This is a genomic window from Bradyrhizobium sp. OK095 (genome assembly GCF_900109945.1).
Lineage (GTDB): Bacteria > Pseudomonadota > Alphaproteobacteria > Rhizobiales > Xanthobacteraceae > Bradyrhizobium.
In genome coordinates this window covers 89,131-105,634 of sequence record NZ_FOBX01000004.1, presented here as the reverse complement: position 1 = coordinate 105,634, position 16,504 = coordinate 89,131, and the positions used below count along the sequence as shown (strand labels likewise).

Below are 16,504 nucleotides of genomic sequence, written 5' to 3'. Positions count from 1 at the left end.
CCCCGGGACGACAGCGCGATTGCTGCACCGGCTTCGCACCTCTCCTCGATCTTGACCGCGCATTTGCGATCATCGATGATCTCGTCAGTAGACAGCGTTGGATCGATACATCCTGGAGGCGAATTGCGCCTTGCTGCCGTGATTGCATGTCTGTGCGCATACGCACAGACGCCAGTTGTTTTTACCTGCCATTTTTTTCGGAGGTTCAGATGTTTCGGGCGCGCACGCAATGGTGTCTGCTTCTTCTCGCCGCAAGCATGTCTCCCGCCCTGGCGCAGAGCGCCGCGCCGCAGCTTCGCGGCAAGTCGGTGACGGCGGGATGGACCGAGGAACGGCTTCAACGCCTCGGCGGCATGGGAGAGTTTGTACCGAAGAGTTTTTCGCAAACGCTCAGTGCCTATGTTTCGACGGAGGGGCGCGTGTTCGCACGCCGCACGGTTTACGGAGGCGGCGCACGCAGGCCGAAAACGGGCCAAGCAAGCAGTGTCGGATCGGACGGGCCCGGAGGTCAGCAGGCCCGCGTGAGCGGCCGGTCCCTGATCGTGACGACGCAGTTTGCCGGCGGCGTTCGCCTGGTGCGGATCGAGTTCAATGCGGATTTCTCCGGCTGCACCACCAGCGTGGTGCTCGGCCGCGAGAACGGCACCGCAATCGCGCGGGGGCGCTCGCTGATCAATGGCGCGGCGCTCGAGATCAAGGAAGCCCATGTGAGCAATACGAGCTGCTCGATTCAGGTCGGCAACGCGTTCGAGCACTAGAATTGGATCTTCGAAACTGCTTCCCGCAATTCCGACCATAGCGAGCACCGATCCATGACGATTTCGCGCAATCTCACCATCGCGCTGGCCGCCCTCGCGGTGCTTGCAACCACTGCGCCGGGCGAGGCCGAGCCGACCACGCCCAATTGCGTCTATGCGAGCAGGAGCTACAGCGACGGCGCGTTCGTGTGCGTGCAGAAATCAGTCGCGCTGATCTGTCGCTCCGACGGCGGACGCTTCACCTGGACGACCGTCACCGACAAGGATCTGGCGGATCGATGCAGCGCTCCAGCACCCTATGTCCGTCGGCATCACACGCGGATCCGGACGGCCTATCGCGTGCATCACCGGGATCTCATGGTCGGCCCCGCCAAATGCTTCGACTTCAACGGCAAGCACTATTGCGAGTGAACCCGCATCTTGCGGTGATCCGGGCCGGGCGGCGCGAGATCGGACGATGATCCGCCGACAGCAAAAAGCCCGGCCAGACGGCCGGGCTTTTGATTTGTTGCGATCGACGCGAGAGGCGCTTACGCGGCCTCGTCGGCGACAGTGGCGCCGCCGTCACCATCGGTCTCGTCGGTCTCGGCATCCGCCTCGCCTTCGGCGGCTTCAGACTTGGCACCGGTGCGGCGCGGGCTCTTGGCGAGCTGGGCCTCGATCTCCTTGACCGCTTCGGTCTCGGTCGAGTGCTGCACCACCGCGATCTCGCGGGACAGACGATCGAGCGCCGCTTCATAGAGCTGGCGTTCGCTATAGGACTGCTCGGGCTGCGACTCCGAGCGATAGAGGTCGCGCACGACTTCCGCGATCGCGACGATGTCGCCCGAATTGATCTTCGCTTCGTATTCCTGGGCGCGACGCGACCACATGGTGCGCTTGACGCGGGCGCGGCCCTTGAGGGTCTCCAGCGCCTTCTTCACCAGCGCGGGCTCGGACAGCTTGCGCATGCCGACATTCATGACCTTCGCGGTCGGAACGCGCAGCGTCATCTTGTCCTTGATGAAGTTGATGACGAACAGCTCGAGCTTCGCGCCGGCGATCTCCTGCTCCTCGATCGCCAGGATCTGGCCGACGCCGTGAGCGGGATAGACGACGAATTCATTGGCCTTGAAGCCCTGGCGCTGGGTCACGACCTTCTTTTCCTCGACCTTCGGCGCGGGAGCAGCAGCCTTCACGACCGGCTTGGCAGCAGCAACGGGGGCCTTGGCAGGGGCGGCGGCAACAGGAGCCTTCGGAGCAACGGGCTTGGGAGCGGGAGCCTTGGCAACAGCGGGCTTGGCAACGGTCGCTTTCGCGGCCGGTTTGGCAGTCTTGTGAGGCATTGCGCTTCTTTTGTTCTTCGAGGACTTTGCAGCCGGCGGCGCCTTGGCAGCGGCCCGACCCTTGGATGCGCTACGGCTGGCCGTGGCGACTTTTTTGGCCTCCTTATGGGAAGCCCTCGCTGAAGTACTCTTTTTACGCGTTTTCTGTGACACAGCCTGCGCGCGGAAACTGCCACGCCCCTGTTCGACATTTGGTTTCACGGGAACCCAACGGGGCCAACTGGGCTGACCGGGGGTTCAGCTTAATGTGCCCAATATAGCACATTTCCCGCAAAAATCAATGATTTAGGGGTCTTCAGGGCTGGTTTTCGGCGTTGACGAAGGTATTAGGGTTAAGTTTGCGCCGGAATTTAGTCGCCGGAGCCGGGGTTCGGAGAAAAATATTTCTCGAACTTGCCTTCCTGCCCGTCGAATTCCTTCGCGTCGGCAGGTGATTCTTTCTTCTGGGTGATGTTCGGCCAGGTCTTGGCGTAGTCGGCGTTGAGCTGGAGCCACTTTTCGAGGCCCGGTTCCGTGTCCGGCTTGATGGCGTCGGCGGGGCATTCCGGCTCGCACACGCCGCAGTCGATGCACTCGTCCGGGTGGATGATGAGCATGTTCTCGCCCTCGTAGAAACAGTCGACCGGGCAGACCTCGACGCAGTCGGTATACTTGCACTTGATGCAGGCTTCAGTGACGACGTAAGTCATCCAACGCTCCGAAAAGCTCTTTTAAAAGTCGCGGCTTGCGTAGCGCGGATGGCCGAGCGCTGCAAGGTCGGGAAACCCCGATCATGACGGCTTTATGTGTTCGATCGACCAAGAAATGAATTCGAAGCGCAATTAATTGCGCTTTGCTTCGCTGAGCTCCTCGTAGAGCACGCGGGCCGAGGCCGCATCGCCGCGGCGCTCGTTGAAGCCAGTGACTTTCAACACGCGCACAGTGCGATCGAGCGCGACGGTGATGACGTCGCCGATCTTGATCGCATGGCCTGGCGATTTCTCGCGCTCACCGTTGATGCGGACGTGACCCTTCTCAACCAGCTCAGCCGCAGAGGTGCGCGCCTTCACCACCCGCGCGTGCCACAGCCATTTGTCGATGCGCTGCCGCTCGGTCGTGGGATCACTCCTTGCGACCGGCGAGCTGCTCCTTCAGCGCGGCGAGCTTGGCGAAGGGCGAGTTGGGATCAACCGGACGATCGCGCTCGCGCGGGTTGGCGCTCGAGGCGTAGGGACGCAGCGAGGGACCGCCCTGGCGATCGCGGCCGCCCTTGTCGCGGTCGCGGCCACGATTGTCGCGGCCCTTGTCGCGATCGCCGCCGAACTTCTTGTTGTCGCGGTTGCGATCCTTATTGTCGCGATCCTTGCCTTGATCTCTGCCCTGGAAGCTGCGGTTCTTGTCGTCGCGCGCCTCCGGACGCGGCGCAGCGTCGGCGCCACCTTCGCGCGGCTTGTTGAAGTCCCGTCCACCATCCCGGCGATGACCGCCGCCGCGGCGATGCCGCTGCTCGCCACGCTTCTCGCCGTCGGCGGCTTGCACGGCCTCGCCTTCGGCGGGCGCAGCACCTGCTTCAGCACCGGCCTGCGGACGCTGATTGTTGTGACGCTGGTGGCGATGGCGTTCGTGACGCGGCTTGCGCTCGTCGTGACGGCCGCCGGGACGCCAGACCTCGATGAGTTCGGGTTCAGCGGGCGCAGCGGCAGCCTCAACCGGTGCGGCGGCATCGGCCGATGCAGCAGCTTCGGTTGCAGCAGTCTCGGTTGCAGCAGTCTCGGCGGGGACGGCTTCAGCAGCAGCCTCAGCGGGCGCAGCAGCTTCCTCGGCCGGCGGCGCGATGCCGGGAGCATCTTCCGGCGTGACGGGAGCCTCAACCGATGCTTCGAGCGCCGGCTCTTCGGGAGCGGGCTCGTCGTGTTGCTCCATGCCGGGCGCATCTTCGACGGTGACAGGCTCGGCGGCCGCTTCGATCGCGGTGTCCGCGGAGACTACGGCGTCCTCGGTCGCAACGGTCTCGGCCGGAGCCTCAGCGCTGACTTCAGCAGCCGGTGTCTCCGCAACAACAGCCACCGGCTTCACCGGCAGCGGCGGGCGCTTGTCCATGCGATAGCCGAGCGCGCGCAGCACGGAGGCAAAATCCTCGCCGGCGGAGCCGGTGAGCGAGGTCATGGCCTGCGTCACCACAAAGCTGCGGCCGTCGAACGCGCCGGCGGGCTTTTCGCCGGACGAATTCTCGCGCCAGGCCAGCGCCGGGCGGATCAGATCGGCAAGACGCTCCAGAATGTCGACGCGGACGGCACGCTCGCCGGCCTGCTTGTAGCCGAGCACGCGATAGGCATCGCGCGGCAGCTGCTTGTCGACCGGGAACGAGGTGCGGCCCGAAGATGCCAGATGCTGGGCGCCCGAGAGCGACGACAGATCGACATTGTCCTGCTTCAGCGCCCACAGCAGTGCGGCGAGCGCACGCGCGGCGGGCTTCAAAATGCCGGGGAAATAGATGTGATAGGCGCCGAAGCGGACGCCGTACTTCCGCAACACGGCGCGCGAGGGCTGATCGAGATCCTTCAGCTCGTTGGCGATCTTCGGGCGCTCCAGCACGCCGAGCGCCTCGACCAGCTGATAGCCGATGCCGCGGGCAATGCCCGTGACGTCTTCGGCCTTCGACAGCTCGAACATCGGCCCGAGCAGCTTTTCGATATGCGTCTTGAGCCAGAGCTCGAGGCGCGCCTGCACCTTCTCGTGCGGGCTACCTGTCAGGCGCTCGTCCGAGATGATGCGGATGCGCGGATGCAGCGCGTCCTCTGCGGCGGACAGCCGCGCCACGGCATCGCCGGTCCAGCGGATGATGCCTTCCGAGGTCAGCACGAACTGATCGTCCGGCGCATTGCCCAGTTTTTCGGCGCGCGTGTTGATCTCGCCGGCGAGCACCGCTTGCGCGGCAGCCTGCAAGGCTTTCGCATCGGAGCCGGCTTCCGCCGCATCCGGTGCAAAGGTGAAGCCATCGAGGCGGCCGATGACATGGCCTTCGACGATGACTTCGCCGGTCTTGCCGATTTCCGTATTCAAGCTCGTGTTCTCCCGCAGGCGGCGCATCAATACACTGGTACGGCGATCAACGAAACGCTCAGTCAAGCGTTCATGGAGCGCATCAGACAATTTATTTTCGACCTCGCGGGCGATCCCCTGCCAGCGTTCGGGGTCCCTCAGCCAGTCCGGGCGGTTGGCGACGAAGGTCCAGGTGCGAATCTGCGCGATCCGGGCCGACAGCGTATCGATGTCGCCGTCGGTGCGGTCGGCCTGGTCGATCTGGGCCGCAAACCAGGAATCGGGGATGCAGCCCTTCTGCATCAGGAAGCCGTACAGCGTGGTCACGAGCTCGGCATGGGCCGCCGGCGACAGTTTCCGGTAGTCCGGGACCTGGCAGGCCTCCCAGAGGCGCTCCACGGCGTCCTTGCCATGTGCGACATCGCGCACCTCGGCGTCGCGGGCGGCGTGCTCGAGCACGCGCATGTCTTCGGCAATGGGCGCCCGCGTCAGCGCCTCATGGCCGGGCGACTGGTTCAGGGACACCTGGAGCGCGCCGAGGGAAGCAAAATCCAGCTTGGCATTGCGCCATTGCAGCATCTTCACGTTTTCGAAGGTGTGGTTCTGCAGCGCGTTGACGAGCTCGGTCTCGAACGGGGCGCAGCGGCCTGTTGTTCCGAAGGTCCCGTTCCGCGTGGCCCGCCCCGCGCGGCCGGCGATTTGCGCGAATTCGGACGGCGTCAGGCGGCGGAACTGGTAGCCGTCGAACTTGCGATCGGAGGCAAAGGCGACGTGGTCGACGTCGAGATTGAGGCCCATGCCGACCGCGTCGGTGGCGACGAGATAGTCGACCTCGCCGTTCTGGAACATCTCGACCTGCGCATTGCGCGTGCGCGGCGACAGCGATCCCAGCACCACGGCGGCGCCGCCATGCTGGCGCTTGATCAGCTCGGCGATGGCGTAGACCTCGTCGGCGGAGAAGGCGACAATCGCTGTACGCCGCGGCTGGCGGGTGATCTTGCGGTCGCCGGCGAATTCCAGCTGCGACAGGCGCGGCCGCGTGATCATGGAGACGCCGGGCAACAGGCGCTCGATGATCGGGCGCATGGTGGCGGCGCCCAGCAGCAGCGTCTCGTCGCGGCCGCGGCGGTTGAGAATGCGGTCGGTGAAAACGTGGCCGCGTTCGAGATCCGAGGCGATCTGGACCTCGTCGACGGCGAGGAAGGAGACGTCGAGGTCGCGCGGCATCGCCTCGACGGTCGATACCCAATAGCGCGGGTTCTTCGGCTTGATCTTCTCCTCGCCGGTCACAAGCGCGACCGCGTCGCTGCCGACCCTGGCTGCGATCTTGTTGTAGACCTCGCGCGCGAGCAGCCGCAGCGGCAGGCCGATCACGCCTGAGGGATGCGCGAGCATCCGCTCGATGGCGAGATGGGTCTTGCCGGTGTTGGTCGGCCCGAGCACCGCAGTGACGCCAGCGCCAGGGAGCCGCTCGGAAGCGAAGGGGGAGGAGGAAAAGGGCATGTCTGGATGATTAGGTAGTGCCGATTTGGGCGAATGTCAGTGCTATCTGGGGCGGGTTGGGGGCTTGGGCGCGGAGCGCTTGAAAGTCACCTCGCCCCGCTTGCGCGGAGAGGTCGGCGCGAAGCGCCGGCTGAGGGGGACTCTCCGCGAACCAGCTATCACCGAACCCGTGGAAGCAGCCCCTCACCCCAACCCTCTCCCCGTAAGAACGGGGCGAGGGAGAACAGCTCCCTCCCCGAACCCCGCGCAACTGTCTCACTTTGCGACGCTTTTCCCGTTGGCTTTAAGCTTCGGAACGACTCTAGAACGAATCGCGGCCGAATCGCTGACTCCCTGGTGAGTCCTGTTCCGTTCTCGCAACATGTCGCGGGACTCTTGTTCGGGACGACTAGATGGAGTTTTGCCCGGCCGTACAAGCGACGATTTGATGACGGAAAGCGTTAAGTTGGGGACGGCGCGGAGTCGAATCAGAATCGGGGAGGAGTCAAATGGATTCCCGGGTCGGAGGCGCGCAAACGCATGTGTCCGAAAACAACCCCATGCACAGTAGGCAAGTCATTGAATTCGTTAGGTTCAATGTTCGGCCACGAGGGGTTAGGTCGGAGGCCCCGGATTTACTGCGTTTTCGCCACGCGTGGCGGCTGGGCTGAGGTGATGAAGCTGGTGGCTTCCAGCATCGCAGGTCCGAGCGGCGTCGGCACCTTCAGCCAGAACGGGACCAGGATGCGCGTGCCCGCCACCGGCGCGAACGCGATCTCGATGTTGCGCTGGGCGGCGAGGTATTTGATCACGGGGCGGTCGGGGATGTAGCCGGCGACGGGCACGAAAAACAGCGAGCAGACCACGACCGGGCCCTTATAGCCCTTCTCGGCCTTCACCGTTTCCATGCGCTTGAAATCGAGCTTGAGCTCGTAGCGCATGCGACCGTCGAACACGGCTGCGCTGCTATGGCAGGCCTCCGGCGTCACGGGGTCGCCGGTGCCTGATACGCGCAACAGCGAGGCCGTCATCGGATCCCAGACGCCGCGGCGATGCGCGTCGGTGACGACGATGCGGTCGGCATCGACCGGCGGCTCCGGCACGATGCCAAAATCCTTCACATTGCCTTTGTCGAGGGTGATGCGGATCTCTTCGGTCTTCTTCGAGGTGGTGGTGGACGCCTGGTAACCGGTCGCGACCAGCGCGCCGTTGACCACGCGCCCCTGCGAGGCGCCGGTGCCGGACCCGTTGGCGATCGATTTCAGCAGCCCCGAGGTGCCGCCGCTGGCCGCGGCTGCGAACACATCGTCGCCGATATCGATATTCCAGGCGCCCTTGCCGACCGGAATGCCGGCCAGCGAGGCCTCATACTGCGCCTCGAGCTTCCCCTGCGCCGCCACGGGCTCGGCGCTCCACGCCACGACGAGCCCGCAAAGGGCCGCGAAGGCGAGCCGGCCGGCCGAATGCAGCCGGGGCCAATGGGGGGTGGATCTGAGCACGAAACAGTCCAATCGGGGCGCGAACGGTTGTTATTTAAGCCAAAACCCGCGGCAGACAATGTATCCGCGCACGGGGGCTTACGGAACTCACCGGACTTTTCGGGGGTGAATACGCCCTTTATGTGATGGTAAGGGGCTTTAAACATTGCCGTTTTGGTGATCGGGGGGCGCGTCAGGAGCGCGCACCTCTCAGCCCTCTCGGCCGTCATGCCCCGCCTTGTGCGCACTTGCGCACTGGGGCGGGTGATGACACCTGTCGTGGGGCACGAAACCCGCGGCCCAGACGCCCCAAAACCTTGACGTCCCGCCGCTTCCCCCCTATACGTCCGCCCGCTCCCTGCAAGGACGAAAGAATTTGCCCCCGTGGCGCCCAGAATGGCGGCCGCAAATCGTTGGGGGACAGAAGAGGATTTCTACCATGTCTCGCCGCTGCGAACTGACCGCCAAGGGTCCCCAGGTCGGCCACAAGGTCAGCCACTCCAACATCAAGACCAAGCGCCGCTTCCTGCCGAACCTCGTCAACGTGACGTTCATCAGCGAAGCCCTCGAGCGCAACGTGCGCCTGCGCGTCTCCACCAACGCGGTGAAGAGCGTCGACCACAATGGCGGCCTCGACGCCTTCCTGATCAAGGCCAAGGCCGACGTCCTGTCGCCGCGCGCCCTCGATCTCAAGCGCGCCATCCAGAAGAAGGTCGGCCCGACGCCCGCGCCGGCGAAGAAGGCCAGCTAAGCGAATTTTCGAATTGGGCGGAGGCTTGCGTCGCGTGACGTAGGTTTAGCCAAGCAGAGTTTTGTTGCGGCCGGATCGAAAGATCCGGCCGTTTTTGTTTGGGGGCATCTGATACCGGTTCGACTGATAGAGACCGCGAGAGTCGGGGATTTCACCCGGAGCAAAGCTACCATGAGTTGTCAATGCTAGCGCTCTAGCCCTTAATCTCACGGTATGCTCGCAGGGCCCTCCAGATGTCCGATCGCTTTGTTCGTCAGATTGATCCGATACCAAATGAGAGCGAACCTAAGGGCAGACTTTTTTCAGAATTTGAGAGCTTCCCAAACATCGTCCTAGTAGGTGACCCTGGTAGCGGGAAGTCCCATCTGTTTGAACAAAGCGCTCTAACAGCAGGCACCAAGCTATATTCAACTAGGACTTTTCTGAACACTCCGAGCTTTGATCCAGGCGCGATCCTATTCATTGATGCACTAGATGAAAGACGAGCTGGCCGTAACGACTCGGCCACTATTGACCTGATTGTGCAAAAGCTGATTGCTGCACGCCCTCGAAAAATCCGTCTGGCCTGCCGAGAACATGATTGGCTCGGAGGAACCGATCTTGCAGCTTTCCATCCTATCTTTTCTGCGTCCGGCGGACACGTCGTGCTGTCGTTGCAAGCTCTCACAAGCACTGAGCAACAAATTCTACTCCAGCGGCACGGCATCAGTGATCCAGTCGATTTCCTGGCCGAAGCGGCCGCGAGAGACTTGGCCGACTTACTCTTAAACCCCCAAAATCTAATCATGCTCGTTGAGGCGGTGCGCAAGAAGCATTGGCCCAAGACGAAAGCTGAGCTATTTGCGACGACTACCGATTTGCTACTGCGTGAGCACAACACGCGACGAAGCCGAGACGGCGAAGGACAATATGAGGTTCACGAAGTTCGAGCGCCAGCGGGCGCCGCATACGCCCTGCGTTTGATAAGTGATGTTAGCGGTATAAGCCTTCTCAATTCCGAAACCGACCCTCAATTCCCGAGCTATCGCTCCATCCCGTTCTCAAAGCCCGAGTTGGTGTTAGCAGCACTCGGACGCCGGGCTTTTCGAGCTTCCGGCAACGAAACTGTCGAATACTTTCACAGAATGAATGCTGAGTACGTTGCTGCCCATTGGCTTGCAGAGAAAGTCAGGGCTGGGTTGCCACTAAGTAGGGTTCGAGCACTGATCGGCACAGAGGGGGTGCCGACCCCGGAGTTAAGGGGCTTACATGCCTGGCTCGTACATGCATTGCCAGAACATGCTTCGTCACTGATCGATGCTGACCCATTTGGCGTGCTGATCTACGGTGACGCGCCTGACCTCCCCTACTCGAACCGCAAAAGATTGCTCAGTGCACTGAAGGGACTGGCAAAAGAGGATCCCCAGTTCCGGCCTTACAATGACTCCCTTTTTCGCGAAGAGCGCAGGGCCAGCGCCGCCCTCGCGGCGTTAAGCATGCCCGACATGGCTTCTTCGTTGGCCGTATCGTTGAGGGACTCAGACTCACCGTTCGGTTTCAAAGCACTCATCCTCGACGCACTACGCGTCAACCCTCCATTGTTGGAGCTCCGGTCCGCGCTTTTGTCGCTCCTGTCAGACAGCGTCTCGCCATATGGGTTGAAACACCGAGCGCTAAGTGCAGCCACTCGACTGGGAGGTACGACGACCAAAGCGATTGCCAACTTCTATCGCAAGCTTGGAGATAGTTCAGACGAACTCCGACTCCGAGCAGACATCATATCAACGCTCTACACGGAACACTTTCACCCGAAGGACATAGTTGCGCTCGCGGAATCGATCGCGGACTGCGACCAAGAAATCTTACTCGGATTGCTATGGAACTTGGCGAAGACGCTGCCGATACAAGACGCCTCGACCGTATTGGACGCGCTAGCGGACGCTCCGCTCGCGCGTCATTTCTCCAATGAGACCGCTCATTCAGGTAAAGATAGCAACGCAAGGGAGATAAGAAGCCTTATCGAAATTCTTATGGTCCGCACAATCCAGGAGCGATCAGGGGAAATAACCTCGCTGCAGTTATGGCAATGGCTCAAATTACTTCAATCACTCGATCCTCAAATTTCTGGTCGAGGGAGCGAGCGGATTAAGGCAGCCCTAGTCAATTCCCCACACCTGATCAGAGGAATCTTTTACGCTTCGATCGAAAGTCAAGCCGTTGGCGCGAATTGGTTTGAATTCACTTCTAGTCTAAATGCGTGGCTCCCGTTCATTTTCAGTGATCTGCCGCTACGCTGGGCGCTCGAGCTACTTGAGGGGCACACGCTTTCCGGCTTCAAACTGACGTTCACTTACGAACTTGCGCTCTTGTGGAGTTTTGCCGATTCAGCCAACACCGTGGAAATTTTCGAGGCATTATATAACCTGGGCGACCGCGCGCCTGAATTGATTGAAATCCGCACTCGTCTCTGCACATGTTCGGTGAACCAATGGAGGCAGAAGGACGCCGCGAGAGTCAGCAAGGAGGAGCAGAAGCGAGCCGCGGGAAGGCTTAAAAACCTTGAGCAATTCAAGAGGGATTTGCCGCAGATTGAGGACGGAACGCATAACGGATGGATGATCTGGGCTGCGCAAGTGTATTACGGATTGTTCCTAGATGTTGACGCTGCCAAACCTCCAAGGGAAAGGCTCGAATTCGAGCTAGGCAACGAAAACGCAGCAAAGCTTCTCGGTGGCATGAAAACTTTCTTGAAGAAGGCTATTTTGCCAACGCTTGAAGAGATTTCATCTGCAGAGAAGAACAACTCTTATCCCTATGCTTGGTACGCTTACCTCGCCGGCATGGATGAACTTTGGCTGGAATCTCCCTCTTTGCTTGGCTTCTCCGCCCAGACAATCGCATCGCTGATGGCTCTACAGAGCATACTGACCACACAATCAAAGAGTTCCGCAAACACGATCTCAAACGATGTTCATGACTGGGCCACCACGTTTGCTCGAGATCGAAGGGAAACCGCGAAGTCGATTTACCTCAACATGGCCAAGCAAGCGCTCAGGAAGGAGTCCGATTTTTCACTAGGCATCAGCGAGCTCTTTCATAACGAAATTTTCGCCGATGATCGACCCGCTATCGCGCTCGAACTCGCGAACGAATTTCCAAATTCTCCTCGTCAAAAGCTGGAGCAATTCCTTCAGAATGCCCTCGCGAGCGAGACTTCAGCAGAGTTGTCGGCTATCGCAAAAGTCGTGCTAAGCGATCAGCCATCCAAGCTGGGTGAGCAGCAGAAGCGTCTTTGGATCGTCGCCGGCTTTATTGTTGAGCCGAATTCTTTCGAGCATTCGCTGATTGAGATCGCCAATGCCTCTCCAGAGGTGACATGGGATATTCAGGCATTGTCGAGCTATGGTAGAAGCAACAATAACCCCCGTCAGACCAGTCCGATAGAACCGCGACAGCTCTATATTTTCGTCCAGCTTATTGCGAAGCACTTTCCAAATACATATCACCCGAGGGGTGGATGGTCGGGCGATAGAAACGCTTGGGACGCCGCAGAGCTAGTTCGCAATCTTCTAGCCGCACTCTCAGCTGACGCAAGCGGGGCCGGAAGCGACTTTTTGTTCAAGTTGGCATCGCATCCCGATTTGTCGACATATCTCGACGACATCAAGCACGCTCTGGCTAATCAACGATCTCGTTCCCGCGAGATGAACTATCGCCAACCCACTTGGGCCGAAGCGATCGCGGCAATTTCGAATGAGGCGCCTGCAAATATAGAAGATCTGTTGGCTCTAGTGATCGAGCACATGCAAGAGATTGGATCTCGCTTCGGCACAGCTAATAGCGATGGCTTTAAGCAATTCTGGAACGAAGACAGCCATGGTCACGTTACCGTTCAGAAGAGCGAGGAAAGCGCTCGCGACGTCTTGCTAGAACTGATTCGACATCGATTATACCCGCTCAAGATCTCCGTAGAACCTGAAGGCCATATGGTTGCGGATAAACGATCCGACATTGTAATCGGACTTCCGGGTCTTAAGGTGATTCTTGAACTAAAGCGCGATACACATCCAGACTTGTGGACAGCACACAACGATCAGCTGGATCGATTTTACACCAGAGATCCCGACGCAAGCGGATACGGCATTTATGCGATTTTTTGGTACGGCACCAATCGTAAGGGAAGAATACCGCGCCTCTTAGGAACCCCGCCACCGCGATCCCCAGAGGAGTTGAAGCAACGGCTAGAGAACCTTATTAGTGGACAACGTCGATCGAAGTTGCGTGTCGCCGTGCTCGATGTGTCCGTACCAGTTGGGGCCAAATCCGCAAAAACGGCCGCGAAGAAGCGAGCCAAGAAGCAAAACAAGAGAAGGAAGCTGGCAACAATCAAAGCGATCGCGAAACCGGGTTCACGCACGCTGGGGGCCAAAAAGGCGCCAGCCGCAACACCTTCAAAAGCAGATCTGAAGAAACGGGGCAAGAAGGGGCCTGCGCGCGCGAGGCTGAAGACCTTGAAGCAGTGACGTCAAAACGCGGCAGAAGGTGACGCAGAAACTAAGAGCGCGAGAAAAACAAGCCGCTTCGGAGGCTAGGCGATATCAGTTCGGTGGTCGACTTACGCGCTGAGATCCCGCCCTCTCCCTACCCCCGAAAATCAATGCTCCGCAGCACGATCCCCGGCGGGGTCCCCTCGAACTCCGTTGCCTGATATTTGCGTTCCACGCAGGCTTCGATGCGCTCGCGTAGGCGCATGAACTGGTCCTCGCGCTCGCTCGGCCGCGCGCGCGGGCCGCGTTCGAGGTCGTCCAGGGCGGAGGTCGAGATCGCGCAGGCGATCTCCTTCTCGCCGTCCTGCATCGAGAACTGGACGATGCCGCGGTCCTGTTCGTGGCCGACGAAGCGGCCGCTGGTGAGCGTCATGGGTTATTCCTTTACGCGCGTCTCATTGGCACTGCCTCCGCGGACAGGCCCCTCACCCCAACCCTCTCCCCGCAAGCGCGGGGCGAGGGAGCACACCGTCGCCGTAGCGCGCAGCGCTGGCTGCCTCAGCTTTCCTCAGCCGAGAGCCTTACAAAATCGTCGAACAGTGCCGTCACCAGCGCGCGGTGGCGGGTGTCCTCAGTGGGCAGGCTCGCGGCGTAGAGATTGAGCAGATGGCGCGCCTTGACCGCGGCCTCCGGCCACGACATCGCGGGCACCGTCATCATGCGGGTTTCGAGCTCGGACTCGCGCTCGCGCAGCTCCCTGACCTGGGCCTCGACGTCGGCCAGCGCGCGGCGCAGATCGGTCGCCTTTTGGGCGGCCATGCCGCGATGCTTGTCGAGATCGACCGGGATGTCAGTCATGGGCGGCGCTCGCATCGGTGGTCCGCGCATCCGCAAGATCGACAGAGCCGATCGACAGACGCTCGGTGGTGCCGCGCATGCCTTCGGCCGGAACGGTGATCAGGGTGGCGACGCGGCGCCAGACCTCGAACGACAGGCCATCGATCGTCTCCTCGTCGGTGACGACATCATAGGCGCCCGCCGGCAATTCGCGCGTGATGCCACGGAGGTGGAACGGATGCTTGAATGTCACGGTTTCGTGCCGCGAGCGGATGGTCATGCGCGCCTGCCTTTCGCAAAGAGGGGCCCCAACCGACGCCGACAGCGGCGACCATGCACGTGTTGCATGGCAATTGCCAGCACTATCGCCCCCGCGGCCCGCGTGCACGGACGACCGCAAGCAGCGCGCGCGCGGCGTTTTTGGCCTCGCGTTTTATTCCTCGCCTTGGGCGTGGGGCAGGCGTAGGCTCGATCACGTCAGCGCAACTCACGCAATTGCCGCAGGTCTATCGCGCTGCACCTTTCGTGTCTCCGTGTGCGTGGCACCGCGTGCCCCATCTCGTCGCCGCGACCCGCGCACATGGCAGCGCCAATCTCGCAACCGGACGAATTCGAACCCCAGAGGAGACGGACATCATGGCCAAGGGACAGCAACGCAGCAACCGCGAGACCAAGAAGCCGAAGAAGGACAAGATCAAGGCGACCGCCGCGGCACCGAGCCGCAAGGACGCCGCCTGGCAGCCGGAGATCGGCGCGGGGAAGAAGAAGTAGGGGGCGGAGGCGAGGCACCTTCCCTTCTCCCCTTGTGGGAGAAGGTGCCTTGCCAACGGCAAGGCGGATGAGGGGTCTCTCTCCGGGAATTCTACGCGCGAGAGTCACCCGCGGAGAGAGACCCCTCACCCGTCTCAATCGCGCCTTGCGCGATTGATCCACCCTCTCCCACAAGGGGGAGAGGGTAAGACCACCATCGTCTCCTCCCCGTCGCGCTTTTGCGCTATACTCGCACCGGTAGCATCACCGGGAGGGGCATACCGTGGATCACGGCCACAAAACCGAACCGAAAAACCTTGTCATCTGCTGTGACGGCACCGGCAACGAGATCTCGGAAAATATCTCCAACGTCCTGAAGCTCTATCGCTGCCTGCGCAAGACCGACAAGACGCAGCCGCGGCAGATGGTGTTTTACGATCCCGGCGTCGGCACGGTGACGGAGCCGTCGACGTGGCACCGGCTCAAGGCCAACGTCAATCTGGTGCTGGGGCTCGCCACCGGCTACGGGCTCGATGACAATGTGCTCTCGGCCTATTGCTTCCTGGTCGAGCATTACGCGCCCGGCGACCGCATCTATCTGTTCGGTTTTTCGCGCGGTGCCTACACAGTTCGCGTGCTGGCGGGGCTGATCCACAAAATCGGCCTGATCTCGCCGGAGCAGGCGAACCTCGCAGGCTCGGGCCTCGTCGCCTACAAGCAATATTCCGGCACCGGACACGGCAACGACATCGAAGACCTCAAGGACATCTCCACCGACGAGGACGGGCCGCTGCCGAAGGACGCATTCGACCTTGCCGCGCAGTTCGCGCGGATCACCTCGACGCGCTGGCCGACCATCCATTTCATCGGCGTCTGGGACACGGTGGCGAGCGTGATCGTGCCGCGGCGCGACGTCTTCTTCCTCGTCTTCAGCCTGGAAGAACTCGCCTTCACGCTGCGTAATCCGAGCGTGAACATCTTTCGCCAGGCGATCGCGATCGACGAGCGGCGCTGCATGTTCCGCCTGAAAGAGTATGTGGAGCCGCAGGAATACTGGAGCCATCGCTACGTGCCCGACGAGAAGAAAGTGCCGCAGGACATTTTGCAGGTGTGGTTCTCAGGCGTTCATTGCGACGTCGGCGGCGGCTATCCCGAGGCCGAGAGCGGTGAGTCCAAATATCCGCTGATCTGGATGATCGAGGAGGCGGCGAAGGCGGGGCTGAACTTCAACAAGCGCACCGTGAACCAGCTCGCCTGGGGCATCCAGCGCAAGAACTCGCCGTTCAAATATGTTCCGCCTGAATACACCGGCAAGGTCGGCGAGCTGCACAATTCGATGAGTGCGGCCTGGCGCGTGCTGGAGTGCGTGCCGAAGCGCGCGACCTACAAGGAATGGCCGGAGCGGAAGGTGTTTTGGGGCTGGTACATCCCCTGCTGCGAGCCGCGATTCATCCCCGAGGGCGCGCATGTACATGAGAGCGTCGTGAGGCGGATGGCGGTAGAGCCGGGGTATAAGCCGGTGAATTTGCCGAAGGTATATGAGACGGTGCCGATGCCGGTGGAGCCGGGGGCGGGCACTGATGCGGATGAGATCGTGACGGGGTGAGGTGAGGTGTTCTTCCCTTCTCCCCTTGCG

The 16,504-nt window shown here is 61.3% G+C and carries 14 protein-coding genes; 6 read left to right on the top strand and 8 right to left on the bottom strand.

Annotation, left to right across the window (positions count from 1 at the left end; genetic code table 11):
* The first annotated feature begins 146 nt into the window (after window positions 1-146).
* Both BMW89_RS12495 and BMW89_RS12490 read left to right on the top strand, forming a co-directional pair.
* Window positions 147-758: a hypothetical protein gene (locus BMW89_RS12495; RefSeq protein ID WP_143062753.1), complete on the top strand. Its 612-nt coding sequence runs from the start codon at window positions 147-149 to the stop codon at window positions 756-758.
* 54 nt (window positions 759-812) lie between these two features.
* Window positions 813-1,169 (top strand): DUF1496 domain-containing protein, encoded by a 357-nt coding sequence (locus BMW89_RS12490; RefSeq protein WP_092026619.1) that lies wholly within the window; start codon window positions 813-815, stop codon window positions 1,167-1,169.
* A gap of 119 nt (window positions 1,170-1,288) precedes the next feature.
* Here the strand turns inward: BMW89_RS12490 and BMW89_RS12485 are convergent, their stop codons facing one another.
* From BMW89_RS12485 to BMW89_RS12460, 5 genes are all read right to left on the bottom strand, one after another.
* The gene (locus BMW89_RS12485; protein ID WP_177196006.1) at window positions 1,289-2,083 is read right to left on the bottom strand and encodes a CarD family transcriptional regulator; all 795 of its coding nucleotides are present in this window, start codon (window positions 2,081-2,083) and stop codon (window positions 1,289-1,291) included.
* A 350-nt stretch (window positions 2,084-2,433) separates the two neighbouring features.
* Window positions 2,434-2,772, bottom strand: a complete 339-nt coding sequence (gene fdxA, locus BMW89_RS12480; protein ID WP_092026614.1) for a ferredoxin FdxA — start codon at window positions 2,770-2,772, stop codon at window positions 2,434-2,436.
* Between the two features lie 132 nt (window positions 2,773-2,904).
* Window positions 2,905-3,162 carry an RNA-binding S4 domain-containing protein gene (locus tag BMW89_RS12475; RefSeq protein WP_092026611.1) on the bottom strand — a complete coding sequence of 86 codons (258 nt, stop codon included), beginning with the start codon at window positions 3,160-3,162 and terminating at the stop codon, window positions 2,905-2,907.
* 22 nt (window positions 3,163-3,184) lie between these two features.
* Window positions 3,185-6,607, bottom strand: coding sequence for a helicase-related protein (locus BMW89_RS12470; RefSeq protein WP_092026609.1), 3,423 nt, complete (start codon window positions 6,605-6,607; stop codon window positions 3,185-3,187).
* 614 nt (window positions 6,608-7,221) lie between these two features.
* On the bottom strand, window positions 7,222-8,085 hold the full coding sequence (locus BMW89_RS12460; protein WP_092027282.1) for a DUF3108 domain-containing protein: 864 nt from the start codon (window positions 8,083-8,085) through the stop codon (window positions 7,222-7,224).
* A 418-nt stretch (window positions 8,086-8,503) separates the two neighbouring features.
* Between BMW89_RS12460 and rpmB the strand changes: the two genes are divergently transcribed.
* Together rpmB and eruA are read left to right on the top strand one after the other, a co-directional pair.
* Entirely contained in the window at window positions 8,504-8,815 is a 312-nt protein-coding gene (rpmB, locus tag BMW89_RS12455) for a 50S ribosomal protein L28 (protein WP_092026606.1), read from the top strand.
* A 233-nt stretch (window positions 8,816-9,048) separates the two neighbouring features.
* Window positions 9,049-13,317 carry an NACHT domain-containing antiphage protein EruA gene (gene eruA / locus BMW89_RS12450; RefSeq protein ID WP_143062752.1) on the top strand — a complete coding sequence of 1,423 codons (4,269 nt, stop codon included), beginning with the start codon at window positions 9,049-9,051 and terminating at the stop codon, window positions 13,315-13,317.
* Between the two features lie 118 nt (window positions 13,318-13,435).
* Here the strand turns inward: eruA and BMW89_RS12445 are convergent, their stop codons facing one another.
* From BMW89_RS12445 to BMW89_RS12435, 3 genes are all read right to left on the bottom strand, one after another.
* Window positions 13,436-13,714 carry a DUF1488 family protein gene (locus BMW89_RS12445; protein WP_092026602.1) on the bottom strand — a complete coding sequence of 93 codons (279 nt, stop codon included), beginning with the start codon at window positions 13,712-13,714 and terminating at the stop codon, window positions 13,436-13,438.
* Window positions 13,715-13,839: 125 nt separating this feature from the next.
* On the bottom strand, window positions 13,840-14,139 hold the full coding sequence (locus BMW89_RS12440; protein ID WP_092026600.1) for a hypothetical protein: 300 nt from the start codon (window positions 14,137-14,139) through the stop codon (window positions 13,840-13,842).
* A complete protein-coding gene (locus BMW89_RS12435; RefSeq protein WP_092026598.1) occupies window positions 14,132-14,398 on the bottom strand; it encodes a hypothetical protein in 267 nt (88 codons plus the stop codon). The genes BMW89_RS12440 and BMW89_RS12435 overlap by 8 nt, the downstream gene beginning before the upstream one ends.
* Before the next feature lie 356 nt (window positions 14,399-14,754).
* Here BMW89_RS12435 and BMW89_RS38565 point away from each other — a divergent pair, with 356 nt between their 5' ends.
* Together BMW89_RS38565 and BMW89_RS12430 are read left to right on the top strand one after the other, a co-directional pair.
* Window positions 14,755-14,889 (top strand): hypothetical protein, encoded by a 135-nt coding sequence (locus BMW89_RS38565; protein WP_283805326.1) that lies wholly within the window; start codon window positions 14,755-14,757, stop codon window positions 14,887-14,889.
* A 262-nt stretch (window positions 14,890-15,151) separates the two neighbouring features.
* The gene (locus tag BMW89_RS12430) at window positions 15,152-16,474 is read left to right on the top strand and encodes a T6SS phospholipase effector Tle1-like catalytic domain-containing protein (protein ID WP_092026595.1); all 1,323 of its coding nucleotides are present in this window, start codon (window positions 15,152-15,154) and stop codon (window positions 16,472-16,474) included.
* Window positions 16,475-16,504: the final 30 nt, after the last annotated feature.

Coding starts and splice junctions, on each gene's coding strand:
- BMW89_RS12495 (WP_143062753.1), top strand. CDS start 147: ATGTCTGTGCGCATACGCACAGACGCCAGTTGTTTTTACCTGCCATTT.
- BMW89_RS12490 (WP_092026619.1), top strand. CDS start 813: ATGACGATTTCGCGCAATCTCACCATCGCGCTGGCCGCCCTCGCGGTG.
- BMW89_RS12485 (WP_177196006.1), bottom strand. CDS start 2,083: ATGCCTCACAAGACTGCCAAACCGGCCGCGAAAGCGACCGTTGCCAAG.
- fdxA (WP_092026614.1), bottom strand. CDS start 2,772: ATGACTTACGTCGTCACTGAAGCCTGCATCAAGTGCAAGTATACCGAC.
- BMW89_RS12470 (WP_092026609.1), bottom strand. CDS start 6,607: ATGCCCTTTTCCTCCTCCCCCTTCGCTTCCGAGCGGCTCCCTGGCGCT.
- rpmB (WP_092026606.1), top strand. CDS start 8,504: ATGTCTCGCCGCTGCGAACTGACCGCCAAGGGTCCCCAGGTCGGCCAC.
- eruA (WP_143062752.1), top strand. CDS start 9,049: ATGTCCGATCGCTTTGTTCGTCAGATTGATCCGATACCAAATGAGAGC.
- BMW89_RS12445 (WP_092026602.1), bottom strand. CDS start 13,714: ATGACGCTCACCAGCGGCCGCTTCGTCGGCCACGAACAGGACCGCGGC.
- BMW89_RS12440 (WP_092026600.1), bottom strand. CDS start 14,139: ATGACTGACATCCCGGTCGATCTCGACAAGCATCGCGGCATGGCCGCC.
- BMW89_RS12435 (WP_092026598.1), bottom strand. CDS start 14,398: ATGACCATCCGCTCGCGGCACGAAACCGTGACATTCAAGCATCCGTTC.
- BMW89_RS38565 (WP_283805326.1), top strand. CDS start 14,755: ATGGCCAAGGGACAGCAACGCAGCAACCGCGAGACCAAGAAGCCGAAG.